The organism is Mycobacteroides sp. PCS013 (assembly GCF_049532645.1).
Classification (GTDB): domain Bacteria; phylum Actinomycetota; class Actinomycetes; order Mycobacteriales; family Mycobacteriaceae; genus Mycobacterium; species Mycobacterium gwanakae.
In genome coordinates this window covers 4,789,955-4,804,605 of sequence record NZ_CP150131.1, presented here as the reverse complement: position 1 = coordinate 4,804,605, position 14,651 = coordinate 4,789,955, and the positions used below count along the sequence as shown (strand labels likewise).

Below are 14,651 nucleotides of genomic sequence, written 5' to 3'. Positions count from 1 at the left end.
CTATTCCTTTTCGCCGTTCTCATTGCTGTTGACATTGGCGGCGTCGAGGAACGCGGGACGCTCCCCTCCACCGTGAACCGTAAGAACCGAACCCGTCACGTAGGAGGACAGGGGTGAGGCAAGAAACGCTGCCGTCCAACCAATCTCGTCCGGATTGGCAAGGCGGCCCAGCGGCACCGTCGCGCCGACGGACGCGATTCCCTCTTCATCCCCATAGTGCATTTCCGAGAGCTCTGTGCGGATCATTCCGGCGGCCAGGGCATTCACCCGCACCTTAGGCGCCCATTCCACAGCGAGGCTCCGAGTCAGGCTCTCGAGCCCGGCCTTGGCGGCGCCGTATGCGGCGGTACCCGGCGAAGGCCGGCTTGCGCTCACGCTGGTGATGTTGACGATGGTGCCGCCCTCGTCCTGCCGCTGCATCACGGCGTTGGCGCGCTGCGAGACGAGCAAGGCGGAGAGCAGATTCAGTTCGATGATCTTGCGATGAAAGTTATGGCTCGCGTCGGCAGCCAGTGCGAAGGGCGCACCACCGGCGTTATTGACGACGGCGTCCAGACGCCCATGTGTGGAAACAACGGTGTTGATGAGCGCATCGACCGACTCTTCATCACGGACATCGCAGGAATGGAATTCGTAAGGGAGGCTCTGGGATGAGCCGCTTGCGCGAAGACCATCAGGTGCGGGACGGCGCGCACAGGTGATCACCGTCGCACCGAGCTCGTCGAACACCCGGCTGATCCCGGCACCGACGCCGCGGACACCTCCGGTGACCAGCACGACGCGACCCGCGAGGCCGAGTTCGTAAGGGGTTCGCACGTCACTCCTTGCTGTATTCCTGCTGTTTGTCCTGCGCTTTCGAGCCATGGTAGCGTACCAAGCAAGTGCTTGTTTCGGTACCTTGAGGAGTCTCATGGGCATCATCACCGCGACGGTTGAACCGGGCATCGTGACCGTCACCGTCGACTATCCGAAGGTCAACGCCATCCCCTCGCGCGGATGGTTTGAGCTGGCCGACGCCATCCTGGCGGCGGGCAACGACCCGTCCACCCACGTCGTGATCCTGCGAGCAGAGGGCCGCGGGTTCAACGCGGGCGCCGATATCAAGGAAATGCAGCGCACTCAGGCAGAAGGACAGGGCTTCACCGCCTTGATCGACACCAACCGCGGCTGTTTCGAAGCCTTCAGCGCGGTCTACCGCTGCAAGGTGCCCGTCATCGCCGCCGTCAACGGCTTCTGCCTCGGCGGTGGAATCGGCCTGGTGGGTAACGCCGACGTGATCGTCGCCTCCGACGACGCGGTGTTCAGCGTGCCCGAGGTGGATCGTGGTGCACTCGGCACCGCCACTCATCTGCAGCGATTGGTTCCCCAGCACGTGATGCGCCGGATGTTCTACACGGCGGCCAAGGTTGACGCAAAAACGTTGCACCACTACGGATCCATCCACGAGGTGGTGCCGCGGGAGGAGCTCGACGAGGCCGCGCTGCGCGTAGCGCGTGACATCGCTGCCAAGGACACCCGCGTCATCCGCGCCGCCAAGGAAGCCATCAACTTCATCGATCCGCAGGACGTCGAGTTGAGTTACCGCATGGAGCAGGGCTTCACATTCGAGCTCAACCTGGCGGGTGTCGCCGACGAGCATCGCGACGCATTCGTCGAGACCGGAAAGCCGAAGGGAAACTAATGGCAGACAAGACAAGCACTCTCGACGAGGTCGTCTCCGAACTGCGTAGCGGCATGACCATCGGCCTCGGAGGCTGGGGTTCGCGCCGCAAGCCGATGGCCTTCGTGCGCGCGATCTTGCGTTCGGATGTCAAGGATTTGACGGTCGTCACCTACGGCGGACCGGACTTGGGCCTGCTGTGTTCGGCGGGCAAGGTCAAAAAGGCCTACTACGGCTTCGTGTCCCTGGATTCGCCGCCCTTCTATGACCCGTGGTTCGCCAAGGCCCGCACCACCGGCGCGATCGAGTCCCGCGAGATGGACGAGGGCATGGTCAAGTGCGGCCTGGAAGCCGCCGCCGCCCGCCTGCCGTTCCTGCCCATCCGGGCCGGGCTGGGCTCGGACGTCATGAATTTCTGGGGCGACGAGCTCAAGACCGTCACATCCCCGTATGCGGATAACGAGACCCTGGTCGCGATGCCCGCGCTGAATCTGGACGCCGCATTCGTGCACCTGAACCTGGGTGACGCCACCGGCAATGCCGCCTACACCGGCGTGGACCCATACTTCGACGACCTCTACTGCCTGGCAGCCGAGCGCCGCTTCCTCTCGGTGGAGAAGGTCGTCTCTACCGAAGAACTGGTGAAAACCGTTCCTCTGCAGTCGCTTCTGCTGAACCGCATGATGGTGGACAAGGTGGTGGAAGCTCCCGGTGGCGCGCACTTCACCATCGGCGCCGCCGACTACGGCCGCGACGAGAAGTTCCAGCGGCACTACGCCGAGGCCGCCGGGGATCCGGAGACCTGGCAGACCTTCGTCGACACCTACCTGTCCGGTTCCGAAGAGGACTACCAGGCAGCCGTTAAGCGGTTTAAGGAGCAGCAGGCATGAGCGAGGCAACCCGCGCCGAGGTATGCGCCGTGGCGTGCGCCGAGTTGTTCAGGGACGCAGGCGAGATCATGGCCTCCGCGATGTCGACCATGTCCACCGTCGGCGCCCGGCTGGCTCGCCTGACCTTCTCCCCTGATCTGGTGCTCTCCGATGGCGAGGCCGTCCTGATGGCCGAGACACCGGCGATCGGCGGCATCTCGCCGATCGAAGGGTGGATGCCCTTCCGCAAGGTGTTCGATGTGGTGGCCTCCGGCCGCCGGCATGTCGTCATGGGCGCCAATCAGATTGACCGCTACGGCAATCAGAACCTCTCGGCGTTCGGGCCGCTGCAGCACCCGACCCGGCAGATGTTCGGTGTGCGCGGCGCTCCCGGCAACACCATCAATCACGCCACGTCGTATTGGGTGGGCAACCACTCGGCGCGTGTGTTCGGGAACTCTGTCGACATCGTCTCCGGCGTCGGCTACGACAAGGTCGACCCGGCCAACCCGGCGTACAAGTACCTCAATGTGTTCCGGGTGATTTCCAACCTGGGTGTGTTCGATTTCAACGGCCCCAACCACGAGATGCAGGCCCTGTCACTGCACCCCGGGGTCTCGGTCGAGGACGTCGCGTCCAACACCAGCTTCGAGGTGCACGGGCTGGCCGACGCCGGTGAGACCCGCCTGCCCACCGATGAAGAGCTTCGGATCATTCGCGAGGTGATCGATCCGAAGTCGTTCCGGGACAAGGAAGTCAAGCAATGAGCGCACCGGTCCTCAAAACAGCACTGACCGAGCTGGTCGGCATCGACCATCCCGTCGTCCAGACCGGCATGGGGTGGGTGGCCGGACCGCGCCTGGTGGCCGCCACCTCCAACGCCGGCGGTCTGGGCATCCTCGCCTCGGCGACCATGACGCTGGAAGAATTGGTCGCGGCAGTCGCGAAGACGAAGTCACTCACCGACAAACCCTTCGGTGTGAACATCCGTGCCGACGCCGGTGATGCCACCGAGCGCATCGATCTGCTGATCCGCGAGAAGGTGAAGGTGGCCTCGTTCGCGCTGGCCCCCAAGCAGGATTTGATCGCCAAGCTGAAAGACAATGGCGTGGTGGTGGTTCCGTCTATCGGCGCAGCCAAGCACGCCAAGAAGGTCGCCGCCTGGGGTGCCGACGCGGTGATCGTCCAGGGTGGTGAAGGCGGCGGACACACCGGTCCGGTAGCAACCACCCTGCTGCTGCCCTCGGTGCTCGATGCCGTGAAGGACACCGGAATGCCGGTCATCGCAGCCGGTGGATTCTTCGACGGGCGTGGCCTCGCCGCCGCGCTGTCCTACGGTGCGGCCGGTGTCGCCATGGGCACCCGATTCCTGCTGACCTCCGATAGCACCGTGCCGGATGCAGTCAAGGAGCGCTATCTGGCCTCGGCCCTCGACGGCACCGTGGTGTCGACCCGGGTCGACGGCATGCCGCACCGGGTGTTGCGCACCGAGCTGGTCGAGAAGCTCGAAAGCGGTTCGCGGGTACGTGGATTCAGTGCAGCGATCCGGAACGCGGCCAAGTTCAAGAAGATGTCGGGAATGACGTGGCGGTCCATGGTCAAGGACGGCCTGGCGATGCGTCATGGCAAGGAGCTCACCTGGTCTCAGGTGCTCATGGCCGCGAACACCCCGATGCTGCTGAAAGCCGGTCTGGTGGAGGGCAACACCGGTGCCGGTGTTCTCGCCTCCGGTCAGGTCGCGGGCATCCTCGATGACCTGCCCAGCTGCCAAGACCTGATCGACGCGATCGTGACGGAAGCGGTCGCCCATCTGAAGAGTGCGAACGCGGCCATTCTCTAACCGCCGAGTGGGAATCTCACGAGGCAAAACGACCGAAATCCCTCGCCAGATTCCCACTCGACATCGCTGTTCGAAACGCCTCATCGACCCGGGCCACGATCGTGCCGGCTCGATGCCGCAGCATCTCGGATGTCACCCGAATGATGGTCCAGCCCTCTGCGGAGAGTCCGGCTGACCGGTCGACATCGCGGGAGCGCTGGTGCGGATCAGTCCAGTGCTGGGCGCCGTCGAATTCGACTCCGAGTTTGAGGTCCTCCCAACCCATGTCGATCCGCGCAACGAATTCTCCATAGCGCGTGTAGACCCGGATCTGAGTCCGCGGCGTGGGGAATCCCGCCCTTACGAGAAGCAGCCTCGTGCGGGTTTCTTGAGGTGACTCTGCTCCGCCGTCGACCAACTCCAGCGCCCTGCCGAGCGCCACTAGCCCCCTGGCTCCGGGATGCATATCCGCGATCTGAAGAATCTGTGCAGGGCTGACGCCAGTAGCTGCGATCAGGGCGTCCAAGCGTTCAACAGCAGCGTCTAGCGGCAACCAGCGTCCAAGATCGAAGGCCGTGCGTGCCGCCGAGGTGGCCGCGAGGCCGTCGACGCTGGCAACCTCGTCTGCCAGCAATGACTCTCGGTGAACCCTCAACCCCTTGGGCGCCTTATGGTTTTGATAGATCAATTCCGCTGGGGCCGAACCACCTACCCACTTCGAGCCGAGAAGCGCCGACGCGGACAGGCCCGCGACCACCCCGCCCCGCCGCGACCATAACCATGCGGCCCGCGCACGCTGTATGGCCGTCACATTCGATCCGCGTGGAACGTAAACGGATGGGTAGAGCTGTTCGTATCGCCGACGGATCTCGTGCTCAGTCACAGTCCCAGAAGCAATAGCCTCACCCGAACGAAACGGCCATGGAACCTTCCCCATAGCGGGAGCATGCCACTCACCACTGACAAATCTGAGTGGGAATCTCACGAGGGAAATCGGTCGAAATCCCTCGCCAGATTCCCATTCGGCAGGAATGGGCAAGGATAGGGACAGCGGATTCACAGAATGCGGGAGAATCCTGGAGATATGAGACATCGAACGTTCAGCTTCTCGACAGCTGCGTGTTGTTTGGCCGCAGCCGCCGCCTTCGTGCTGGCACCGGTCGCCGCGGCCGACCCCGACGAACCATTGGCACCCGAGCAACCCATCCACGCACCCTCACAAGGGGCGATGGAGCTACCGACCGACCGGGGTCCGCACCACGTGTTGTTACAAGACCAGAACAAGGGCGGCGCCGACCCGGACGTCCCGTACGGAACCGATCCCTATGTCCCGGACCATGCCAACGACATCGGTGGCGCCGACCCGGATACCCCGTTGGGCACCGACCCTGACGTCCCGTTCGGCACCTGGGCCGGAAACTAGTCGCCCGGTAGAGCAGGCCCCGGTAGGGGTGGCGGCGCCTGCTCCGGCGCCCACGCATCGGATGGCTGCGACCGAATGAAGTCCGCCGCCCCTGGGGTATCGAACATGCCTGTGTTGTCCCGTTTGCTCAACCAATCCCAGGCCTGACCCATCCACATCGGGTCTTGTGGCAGGTCAGACATCTGCGGGTTGAAGGGCAGACTGCCGCCCGGCAATCCGGGAATGCTGCAAACCTCCGGCGGACACGGTTCGGCAGATGCCGGCGCACTGCTTGCGATGACGCCGAGGGCCGCTGCGGCCGTGCCAATCAGGATTCCTGCACGCATCAGTTCAGGCTACGCCCGCGAGGCGCTCAGAGGCGCTCGATGATGGTGACGTTGGCGGTGCCGCCGCCCTCACACATCGTCTGCAGACCGTACTTGCCGCCGGTGCGCTCCAGCTCGTTGAGCATGGTGGCGAACAACTTGGCGCCGGTGGCCCCCAGCGGGTGACCCAGCGCGATTGCGCCGCCGTTGGGGTTGACCTTCTTCAGGTCGACATCCAGCTCCTTGGCCCATGCCAACACCACGGGGGCGAAGGCCTCGTTGATCTCGACAACGTCGATATCGTCCATCGTCAGGCCGGTCTTGGCCAGCGCGTACTTGGTGGCGGGGATGGGGCCGGTCAACATAAACACCGGGTCGTCGCCCCGGGCGCTGATGTGGTGAATACGTGCGCGTGGCTTCAGCCCGTGCGCCTTCACGGCGCTTTCCGAGGCGACCAGCGTCGCGCTACCACCGTCCGAGATCTGGCTGGCCAGCGCTGCCGTGAGCCGGCCCCCATCGACGAGGGTCTTGAGCCCCGCCATCTTCTCCAGCGTGCTCTCGCGCGGACCCTCGTCGACGCGGAAGTCGCCGACCGGGATGATCTCATTGTCGAAGTGTCCGTTGCGGATCGCGGCAAAAGCCCGCTCATGGCTGGAGAGCGCGAACTGCTCCATCTCCTCGCGGCTGATGTCCCACTTCTCGGCGATCATCTCCGCGCCGCGGAACTGGGAGATTTCCTGATCGCCATAGCGGTGCAGCCAGCCTTCGGATTCTGCTGTGGGCGAAGTAAATCCGTACTCCTTGCCGACGATCATCGCGGCAGAGATCGGAATCTGGCTCATGTTCTGGAAGCCACCGGCCACCACCAGGTCCGCGGTACCGGACATAACGGCCTGCGCGGCAAAGGAAATGGCCTGCTGGCTCGATCCGCACTGGCGGTCAACGGTGCAGCCCGGCACCTCTTCCGGGTATCCACCGGCCAGCCACGCGAGGCGTCCGGCATTGCCGGCCTGCCCACCGATGGCGTCCAGGACACCCATGATCACGTCATCGATGGCGTCGGGGTCGACGTCGACGCGGTCGAAGAGCCCCTTGAAGGTGGCTGCACCCAGATCCAGCGGGTGCACCGTGGACAGTGAGCCGTTGCGCTTACCGACAGCGGTACGCACAGCGTCAATGATGTACGCCTCAGACATGGTGAATCTCCTTATTTCCCAGACTAATCGACGGTAATCCCGCCGAGGACTATCGAAAGGTACTGTTCGGCGACTTCCTGCGCCGTGCGCGAACCGCCCGGACGGAACCAGCGCACCGATACCCATGTTGCGTCGCGGATGAACCGGTACACCACTGCCACATCAAGATCGGGACGGAAGTAGCCCTGGGCGATGCCGTCGCGCAGCACTTCGAGCCATAACTCGCGCTGCTCAGTGTTGAGTTCGTTCAGATAGGCGAACCGCTCCTGCGACAGCAACCGAGGTGCTTCCGCCTGGTAGATGGCGACCTGTGCGTGCTTGGTTTCGATCGCGTCGAACGAGGCCAGGAACAGGCCCTTAAGCGTGTCGACGGGATTCAGGTTGGCCGCGGCAATCTCGCGATACCGGGCGAAGAGTCCCTCGAGGAAGTCGCGCAGCAGTTCGTCGACGATCGCCTCTTTGGAATCGAAGTGGTGATAGAGGCTGCCTGACAGAATTCCGGCGGCATCGGCGATGTCGCGCACCGTGGTGGCGCGCAGGCCGCGCTCTGCGAACATGGCGGCCGCAAGGCTCAGCAGTTCGTCACGTCGCGACGGCTGCGATGCACCGCTTGAGCGAAGAGCGTCCGACTCTCGCACTTCTGCCACCTTGTCCACCTCCCTACTGTATCAACCAAGCGCTTGTTTGGTCACCGCTTAATGGCGCATGTCACGCCCGCTGGCTGGACACCGAGATGACCTCACCGGTCAGATAGCTCGAGTAATCGCTGGCCAGGAAGGCGATGGTGGAGGCAATCTCCCACGGCTCGGCGGCGCGACCGAATGCCTCATCGGAGGACAGCTTGTCCAGCAGATCCGAGGACGTCACCTTGTCGAGGAACTTGTGCCGGGCAATGCTCGGGGCTACCGCGTTGATGCGTACGCCATGCTCGACGGCCTCGATGGCGCTGCATCGCGTGAGCGCCATGACGCCGGCCTTGGCCGCGGCGTAATGCGATTGTCCGTACTGCGCGCGCCAGCCCAGCACGCTCGCGTTGTTGACGATGACACCGCCGTGACCGGCCTCGCGGAAGTACCGCAGGGCCGCACGGGTCGCGCGGAACGTGGAGGTCAAGGTGACGTCGAGAACCCGGTCCCACTGCTCATCGGTCATATCGGCGACGGGAGTCTCACCGCCGAGCCCGGCGTTGTTCACCAGTACATCGATACGGCCCAGTGCGGCAACGGATTCGACGATGAGTGCGTTGACGGCCTCGGTAGAGGTGACATCACACACCACTGCGGCCACCTTGCCAAGCCCGAGTGCCGCGAGCTCGTCACGCGTCTCGGTGAGGCGGCGCTCGTGGTAGTCGGAAACGACCACGTCGGCTCCCTCGGCCAGAGCACGGCGCGCGGTCGACGAGCCGATCCCGGTTCCGGCGGCCGCGGTCACGACGACGGCCTTGCCTTTCAGAAGACCGTGTCCGTCAATCTCTTTCGGTGCCTGGGACAAGCTCACTTAGCGCGCCTCTCTGGGTAGTCCGAGCACCCGCTCGGAGATGATGTTGCGTTGGATCTCATTGGAGCCGCCATAAATCGTGTCGGCACGAGAGAAGAGGAATAGACGCTGCCATTCGTCCATCTCGCCGTCATCGGTCAACAGGGTCGACTTTCCGATGATCTCCATCGCCAGCTCGCCCAGATCACGATGCCAGTTGGCCCACAACAGCTTTGACACATTGTCCTGGCCGGGGCGCTCCTCGTCCATGGTGGCCAGCGCGTAGGCCCGCATGGTACGAAGCCCGACATAAGCCTGGGCCAGGCGCTCGCGGATCGCAGGGTCGTCCGCCGAGCCGTTGGACTTGGCCAGTTCGGCAAGCCTCGAAAGCTCACGGGCATAAGTGATCTGGTTACCCAGGGTCGAGACACCACGCTCAAAGGTCAGGGTGCCCATAGCGACCCGCCAGCCATCGCCCGGCTCACCGACCACCAGATCGGCGGCAGTGCGCGCACCGTCGAAGAACACCTCGTTGAACTCCGAGGTGCCGGTCAGCTGGATGATCGGACGGATCTCGACACCTGGCTGATCAAGGGGCACCAGAAGATACGAGAGGCCCTTGTGTCGCGTCGATCCGGGTTCGGTACGCGCGACCACGAAGCACCACTGCGATTGCAGCGCAAGCGAGGTCCACACCTTCTGCCCGTTGATCACCCATTCATCACCGTCAAGCACCGCAGTGGTGGATACGTTCGCAAGGTCTGACCCCGCGCCGGGCTCCGAGTATCCCTGACACCACAGCTCGGTGACATCGCGGATGGCCGGAAGGAAGCGCTGCTGCTGCTCGGGGGTGCCGTAGGCGATGAGTGTCGGTCCGAGCAGCTCCTCGCCCAGGTGATTGACCTTGTGCGGCGCCTCGGCGCGCGCGTACTCCTCATAGAAGATGACGCGCTGGCTCACGGTGGCTCCGCGACCGCCGTGCTCGACCGGCCAGCCCAGGCAGGTCCAGCCCGCGGCAGCCAGGTGACGGTTCCAGGCGAGGCGCTCTTCGAACGCCTCGTGCTCGCTACCCGGGCCGCCCAGGCCCTTCAGCTCGGCGAACTCGCCGACAAGGTTCTCGGCCAGCCATTCCCGGATCTCGGCACGCACCTGATCGTCGGATATCTCCGACAACGGACGCTCGGAAGCCGCTTGGAACTCACCCACACCTGTAGGCTAACCTACCAAGCACTTGCTTGTTATTGGAAGGTGGGTCGGACGCGTATGGAGTCGGCGCAGCAGACACCCGAACTCACCATCCCGGCAGCATTGGACCAGGCAGCGGCCCGTTTCGGCGGTCGCGACGCCCTCTATGCGGACGGCTCCTGGCTGACCTTCTCAGAACTTCGTACTCGCGCGCGGCGCTTCTCCGCGGCGCTGATCGCGCTCGGGGTCGAGCACGGCGATCGCGTGGCCATCTGGTCCCCCAATTCATGGCACTGGCCCATCGCCTGCCTGGGTGCGCAGTACGCGGGCGCCGCCGTCGTCCCGATGAACACCCGCTACACCGTCGACGAGGCGACCGACATTCTGCAGCGCAGCCAGGCCCGCGTGCTGGTTTCTGTCGGGATCTTCCTCGGTTCGGACCGCATCACCCAGCTGGACGCCGCAACGCTCCCCGACCTGCGGCACATCGTGCGGGTCGCGGTGGAGGACGGCGACCGGTGCAACTGGGACGAGTTCGTGGCGCACGGAAACGACGTCACCGACGAGGACATCGACACCCGCCGGGACACAGTGGGTTCCGAGGACATCAGCGACATCCTTTTCACCTCCGGCACCACCGGGCGCAGCAAGGGCGTGCTGTGCATGCACCGTCAACCGCTGGCCGCCTCCCTGGCCTGGGCCACCTATGGCGAATTCACCGAAAACGACCGCTATCTCTGCGTCAATCCGTTCTTCCACAACTTCGGGTACAAGGCGGGCATCCTGGCCTGCCTGCAGACCGGCGCGGCACTCATGCCGCAGCTGACCTTCGACCCCGAAAAGGCGATGGCCGCCGTCCAGGAGCACCAGATCACCGTGCTGCCCGGCGCGCCGACCATCTTCCAGATGCTGCTCGATCATCCGGCACGCAAGAACTACGACCTGACCTCGCTGCGGTACTCGGTCACGGGTGCGGCCGTCGTCCCGGTGGTGCTCATCGAACGCATGCAATCTGAACTGGATTTCGATCTGGTGCTTACCGCCTACGGCCTCACCGAGACTCAGGGTTTCGCCACGATCTGCCGCTCCGATGACGACGCGGTCACCGTCGCGACCACCTGCGGGCGCCCGATGATCGGCTACGAGCTGCGGATCGACGGCGCGCAGAAACCCGGCGATGAAGGCGAAGTGCTGCTGCGTAGTGCCAATGTCATGAAGGGCTATCTCGACGATCCGCAGGCCACCGCCGAGACCATCGAGTCAGACGGCTGGTTGCACACCGGTGATATCGGAAAGCTCGACGAGCGCGGAAATCTCACCATCACCGACCGCCTCAAGGACATGTACATCTGCGGCGGGTTCAACGTGTATCCCGCCGAGATCGAGCAGGTGCTGATGCGCCTGGAGGGTGTGGCCGATACCGCCGTGATCGGTGTTCCCGACGCGCGCCTCGGCGAGGTCGGTAAGGCGTACATCGTGCGCAAGCCCGGTGCATCTCTGGACTCGCAGGCAGTAATCGATTACTGCGCACAGCATGTGGCGAACTTCAAGAAACCGCGGTTCGTCGAGTTTCTCGACGAACTTCCCCGCAACCTGGGCGGCAAGGTGGTCAAACCCACCCTGCGTGCCATGCATGAGGAGTCTGCGTAATGGACCTATTGCTTGACGACGAGACCGAGGCATTCCGGGCGGAGGTGCGCGAGTTCCTCGCCGCCAACGTCCCGAACCCGCCGCTGCCCTCCTACGACTCCCCGGAAGGTGCAGTGGCGCACCGGCAATGGGAACGCACCCTGTACGACGCGGGATTTTCCGCGGTGTCCTGGCCCAGGGAGTACGGCGGTCGTGACGTCACCCTGCTGCAGTGGGTGATCTTCGAGGAGGAGTACTTCAAGGCGGGCGCCCCGGCGCGCATCAGCCAGAACGGCATGTTCCTGCTGGGCCCGACGTTGTTCGCACATGGCAGCAAGGACCAGCTGGATCGCATCCTGCCCAAAATGGCCAACGGCGAGGAGATATGGGCGCAGGCATGGTCGGAGCCGGAATCCGGCAGTGACCTGGCCTCGCTGCGCTCCCCCGCCCGCAAGGTCGACGGGGGCTGGCGGCTGTCCGGTCAGAAGATCTGGAGCTCACGAGCACCCTTCGCGGACAGGGCATTCGGGCTGTTCCGATCCGACCCGACGGCCCAGCGCCATCAGGGATTGACCTACTTCATGTTCGACCTCAAGGCCGAGGGCGTCACGGTGCGCCCCATTCCGCAGCTCGACGGCGACCCCGGCTTCGCCGAGATCTTCCTGGACGACGTATTTGTTCCCGACGAGGACGTCATCGGCGGGGTGCACGACGGCTGGCGCGTGGCCATGAGCACCTCGAGCAATGAGCGTGGCATGTCGCTGCGCAGCCCCGGCCGTTTTCTGGCCACCGCCGATCGGCTGGTGGACTTGTGGAAATCGGTTCCGGACAATGGGTTCGCTTCCGAACGTGTGGCGGACGCCTGGATCGCGGCACAGGCCTACCGGCTGCACACCTTCGGCACCGTGACCCGGCTGGCGGGCGGCGGCGAGCTAGGTGCCGAGTCCTCGATCACCAAGGTGTTCTGGTCCGAATTGGATGTCGCTCTGCACGAGACGGCCTTCGATCTACGCGGCGCGGACGGCGAGCTGACCGGACCGTGGACCGACGGGTACCTGTTCTCCCTCGGCGGCCCGATCTATGCGGGTACCAATGAGATTCAGCGCAACATCATCGCCGAACGCATTCTTGGCCTGCCCAAGGAAAGTGCTCGCACGGGAGGTGCCAAGTGAGGTTCGATCTGGACACTCAGCAGCGGGATTTCGCGGCCAGCATCGATGCCGCCCTGTCGGCCGCCGATGTTCCCGGCGCAGCGCGCGCGTGGGCCACGGGCAATCATGAGCCCGGGCTGGCCGTGTGGTCAACGCTGGCTGACCTTGGCGTCACGGCCCTGGCGGTGTCCGAGAAGTACGACGGCATCGGGGCACACCCCGTCGATCTGGTTGTCGCTCTCGAGGGCTTGGGCAAGTGGGCGGTACCTGGACCCGTTGTCGAATCGATCGTGGTGGCACCGGTCTTGCTCGCGGAGGATGAGCGTTCCTCACAACTCGCTGCCGGAGAACTCATTGCTACGGTCGCCGCACCTCCCGTCACACCGCGTGCGCTCGATGCGGACGTCGCTGGTCTGGTGCTCATCGCCGATGACATCGGGCTCCGTGAGGGGCAGGCCGGTGCCCAGCATGAGTCGATCGATGCCACTCGTCGGGTGTTCGACGTGACGCCGACTGGCGGCGGTGTCTCCCTGGACACCAGCCGCGCCATCGACTTTGGTGTGCTTGGCATTTCAGCACAACTGATCGGTGCCGGACAGGCCCTGCTGGACCGTGCCGTGGAGTATGCCAAGCAGCGTTCCCAGTTCGGCCGGCCGATCGGCTCTTACCAGGCCGTCAAGCACAAACTGGCCGATGTACACATCGCTCTGGAGCTGGCGCGCCCGCTGGTGTACGGCGCCGCACTGGCCCTCGCCGACGAATCCCCCACCGCCGCTCGCGATGTGAGCGCCGCGAAGGTTGCCGCCGGCAAGGCCGCCTACCTTGCCGCGCGCTCTTCTCTACAGACTCATGGCGCCATCGGCTTCACCGCCGAATACGACCTTTCTCTGTGGATCCTCAAGGTGCGGGCGCTGACGGCGGCGTGGGGCACACCGGAATGGCACCGTGCGCGTGTACTGGAGGCACTGTGAGTACTTCCTCAAACGACGAACGGCAGATGCTGCGTGACACCGTCCGTTCTTTGGTGACCAAACGAGCCGACTCGGCCGCGGTGCGCAAGGCGATGGAATCCGAGCGCGGCTATGACGAGAACCTGTGGACCGTCCTGTGCGAGCAGGTCGGAGCGGCAGCGTTGCTGGTTCCGGAGGAGTTGGGCGGTGCCGGAGGCGAGCTCGCGGACGCGGCCGTCGTGGTGGAAGAACTCGGCCGTGGGCTGGTGCCCAGTCCACTGATGGGCACCCTGTGGACGGAGCTGGCCCTCCTCGAGGCCGGCTACCAGGGTGAACTACTGGAATCGCTGGCGGCCGGTGAATCGATCGGTGCGGTGGCCTTCGACCCGGGATACGTCGTCAACGGAGCTATCGCCGATGTGGTGCTCACCCTGGACGGCGACGAAGTACGCCGAGCGGAGAACGTCACCGATACTGCGTTGTCCACGATGGATCCCACCCGCCGACTCGCCGCAGTCGCGGTCAGCGGAAACGAACCGATCGGCGCTGCCCCAGGACTGATCGACAAGGCCGGGCTCCTGCTGGCCGCCGAGCAGGTGGGCGCAGCGGCACGCGCCCTGGAACTCACTGTCGAATACACCAAGACCCGGGTGCAGTTCGGCCGTACGATTGGCAGCTTCCAGGCCCTCAAACACCGGATGGCCGATCTGTATGTGCTGGTGGAGTCCGCACGCGCCATTGTGTACCAGTCCATCCAAGACCTCACCGCCGAGGCCGCGACCGTAGCGAGAATCAAAGCCAGCGAGGCACTCTCGGCAGTGGCCGCGGACTCGATCCAGTTGCACGGCGGTATCGCCATCACCTGGGAGCACGACGCCCACCTGTACTTCAAGCGCGCACACGGCAGCGCGCTGCTGCTGGGAACACCACGTCAGCTGCTCCCAAGCCTGGAGAGCGCCGCGGGACTGTAGGTTCCCGGCCTAGACTC

The 14,651-nt window shown here is 64.6% G+C and carries 16 protein-coding genes; 9 read left to right on the top strand and 7 right to left on the bottom strand.

The window, feature by feature from the left end; all coding sequences use genetic code 11:
- Complete coding sequence (locus RHO23_RS23930) at nt 1–816, bottom strand: SDR family oxidoreductase (RefSeq protein WP_064407733.1); 816 nt, start codon at nt 814–816, stop codon at nt 1–3.
- Between the two features lie 94 nt (nt 817–910).
- On the opposite strand from RHO23_RS23930, the gene RHO23_RS23925 reads away from it, so the two are divergent.
- The 4 genes from RHO23_RS23925 to ipdC are packed head-to-tail and all read left to right on the top strand — an operon-like array spanning nt 911 to nt 4,369.
- Nucleotides 911–1,681 carry an enoyl-CoA hydratase family protein gene (locus tag RHO23_RS23925; RefSeq protein WP_070941890.1) on the top strand — a complete coding sequence of 257 codons (771 nt, stop codon included), beginning with the start codon at nt 911–913 and terminating at the stop codon, nt 1,679–1,681.
- Nucleotides 1,681–2,550 (top strand): CoA transferase subunit A, encoded by an 870-nt coding sequence (locus RHO23_RS23920; RefSeq protein WP_046252445.1) that lies wholly within the window; start codon nt 1,681–1,683, stop codon nt 2,548–2,550. Before RHO23_RS23925 ends, RHO23_RS23920 begins: the two co-directional genes overlap by 1 nt.
- The gene (locus tag RHO23_RS23915) at nt 2,547–3,296 is read left to right on the top strand and encodes a CoA-transferase subunit beta (RefSeq protein WP_070941889.1); all 750 of its coding nucleotides are present in this window, start codon (nt 2,547–2,549) and stop codon (nt 3,294–3,296) included. The genes RHO23_RS23920 and RHO23_RS23915 overlap by 4 nt, the downstream gene beginning before the upstream one ends.
- Entirely contained in the window at nt 3,293–4,369 is a 1,077-nt protein-coding gene (ipdC, locus tag RHO23_RS23910) for a (3aS,4S,5R,7aS)-5-hydroxy-7a-methyl-1-oxo-octahydro-1H-indene-4-carboxyl-CoA dehydrogenase (protein WP_030095751.1), read from the top strand. Before RHO23_RS23915 ends, ipdC begins: the two co-directional genes overlap by 4 nt.
- Nucleotides 4,370–4,385: 16 nt before the next feature.
- Here the strand turns inward: ipdC and RHO23_RS23905 are convergent, their stop codons facing one another.
- The gene (locus RHO23_RS23905) at nt 4,386–5,285 is read right to left on the bottom strand and encodes an endonuclease domain-containing protein (RefSeq protein ID WP_070941888.1); all 900 of its coding nucleotides are present in this window, start codon (nt 5,283–5,285) and stop codon (nt 4,386–4,388) included.
- Between the two features lie 147 nt (nt 5,286–5,432).
- On the opposite strand from RHO23_RS23905, the gene RHO23_RS23900 reads away from it, so the two are divergent.
- Complete coding sequence (locus RHO23_RS23900; protein ID WP_057967102.1) at nt 5,433–5,771, top strand: hypothetical protein; 339 nt, start codon at nt 5,433–5,435, stop codon at nt 5,769–5,771.
- On the opposite strand, the gene RHO23_RS23895 is transcribed toward RHO23_RS23900, so the two are convergent.
- Genes RHO23_RS23895 through ipdE1 form a run of 5 tightly spaced genes read right to left on the bottom strand, consistent with a single transcriptional unit; the run spans nt 5,768 to nt 9,912 of the window.
- Nucleotides 5,768–6,097, bottom strand: a complete 330-nt coding sequence (locus RHO23_RS23895) for a hypothetical protein (RefSeq protein WP_070916708.1) — start codon at nt 6,095–6,097, stop codon at nt 5,768–5,770. The two genes, RHO23_RS23900 and RHO23_RS23895, sit on opposite strands and share 4 nt — an antisense overlap.
- Nucleotides 6,098–6,123: 26 nt before the next feature.
- Nucleotides 6,124–7,272 carry a steroid 3-ketoacyl-CoA thiolase FadA6 gene (fadA6, locus tag RHO23_RS23890; RefSeq protein ID WP_057967103.1) on the bottom strand — a complete coding sequence of 383 codons (1,149 nt, stop codon included), beginning with the start codon at nt 7,270–7,272 and terminating at the stop codon, nt 6,124–6,126.
- Between the two features lie 23 nt (nt 7,273–7,295).
- The gene (locus tag RHO23_RS23885; protein WP_057967104.1) at nt 7,296–7,928 is read right to left on the bottom strand and encodes a TetR/AcrR family transcriptional regulator; all 633 of its coding nucleotides are present in this window, start codon (nt 7,926–7,928) and stop codon (nt 7,296–7,298) included.
- A 52-nt stretch (nt 7,929–7,980) separates the two neighbouring features.
- Nucleotides 7,981–8,769, bottom strand: coding sequence for a (5R,7aS)-5-hydroxy-7a-methyl-1-oxo-2,3,5,6,7,7a-hexahydro-1H-indene-carboxyl-CoA reductase (gene ipdF, locus RHO23_RS23880; protein ID WP_057967105.1), 789 nt, complete (start codon nt 8,767–8,769; stop codon nt 7,981–7,983).
- A complete protein-coding gene (gene ipdE1 / locus RHO23_RS23875; RefSeq protein ID WP_057967125.1) occupies nt 8,770–9,912 on the bottom strand; it encodes an acyl-CoA dehydrogenase IpdE1 in 1,143 nt (380 codons plus the stop codon).
- Between the two features lie 99 nt (nt 9,913–10,011).
- On the opposite strand from ipdE1, the gene RHO23_RS23870 reads away from it, so the two are divergent.
- Genes RHO23_RS23870 through RHO23_RS23855 form a run of 4 tightly spaced genes read left to right on the top strand, consistent with a single transcriptional unit; the run spans nt 10,012 to nt 14,634 of the window.
- A complete protein-coding gene (locus RHO23_RS23870; protein ID WP_423489288.1) occupies nt 10,012–11,583 on the top strand; it encodes a FadD3 family acyl-CoA ligase in 1,572 nt (523 codons plus the stop codon).
- A complete protein-coding gene (locus tag RHO23_RS23865; RefSeq protein WP_057967107.1) occupies nt 11,583–12,734 on the top strand; it encodes an acyl-CoA dehydrogenase family protein in 1,152 nt (383 codons plus the stop codon). The genes RHO23_RS23870 and RHO23_RS23865 overlap by 1 nt, the downstream gene beginning before the upstream one ends.
- Nucleotides 12,731–13,684 (top strand): acyl-CoA dehydrogenase family protein, encoded by a 954-nt coding sequence (locus tag RHO23_RS23860; protein ID WP_057967108.1) that lies wholly within the window; start codon nt 12,731–12,733, stop codon nt 13,682–13,684. Before RHO23_RS23865 ends, RHO23_RS23860 begins: the two co-directional genes overlap by 4 nt.
- On the top strand, nt 13,681–14,634 hold the full coding sequence (locus RHO23_RS23855; RefSeq protein WP_057967109.1) for an acyl-CoA dehydrogenase IpdE2: 954 nt from the start codon (nt 13,681–13,683) through the stop codon (nt 14,632–14,634). The genes RHO23_RS23860 and RHO23_RS23855 overlap by 4 nt, the downstream gene beginning before the upstream one ends.
- Nucleotides 14,635–14,651 lie beyond the last annotated feature (17 nt).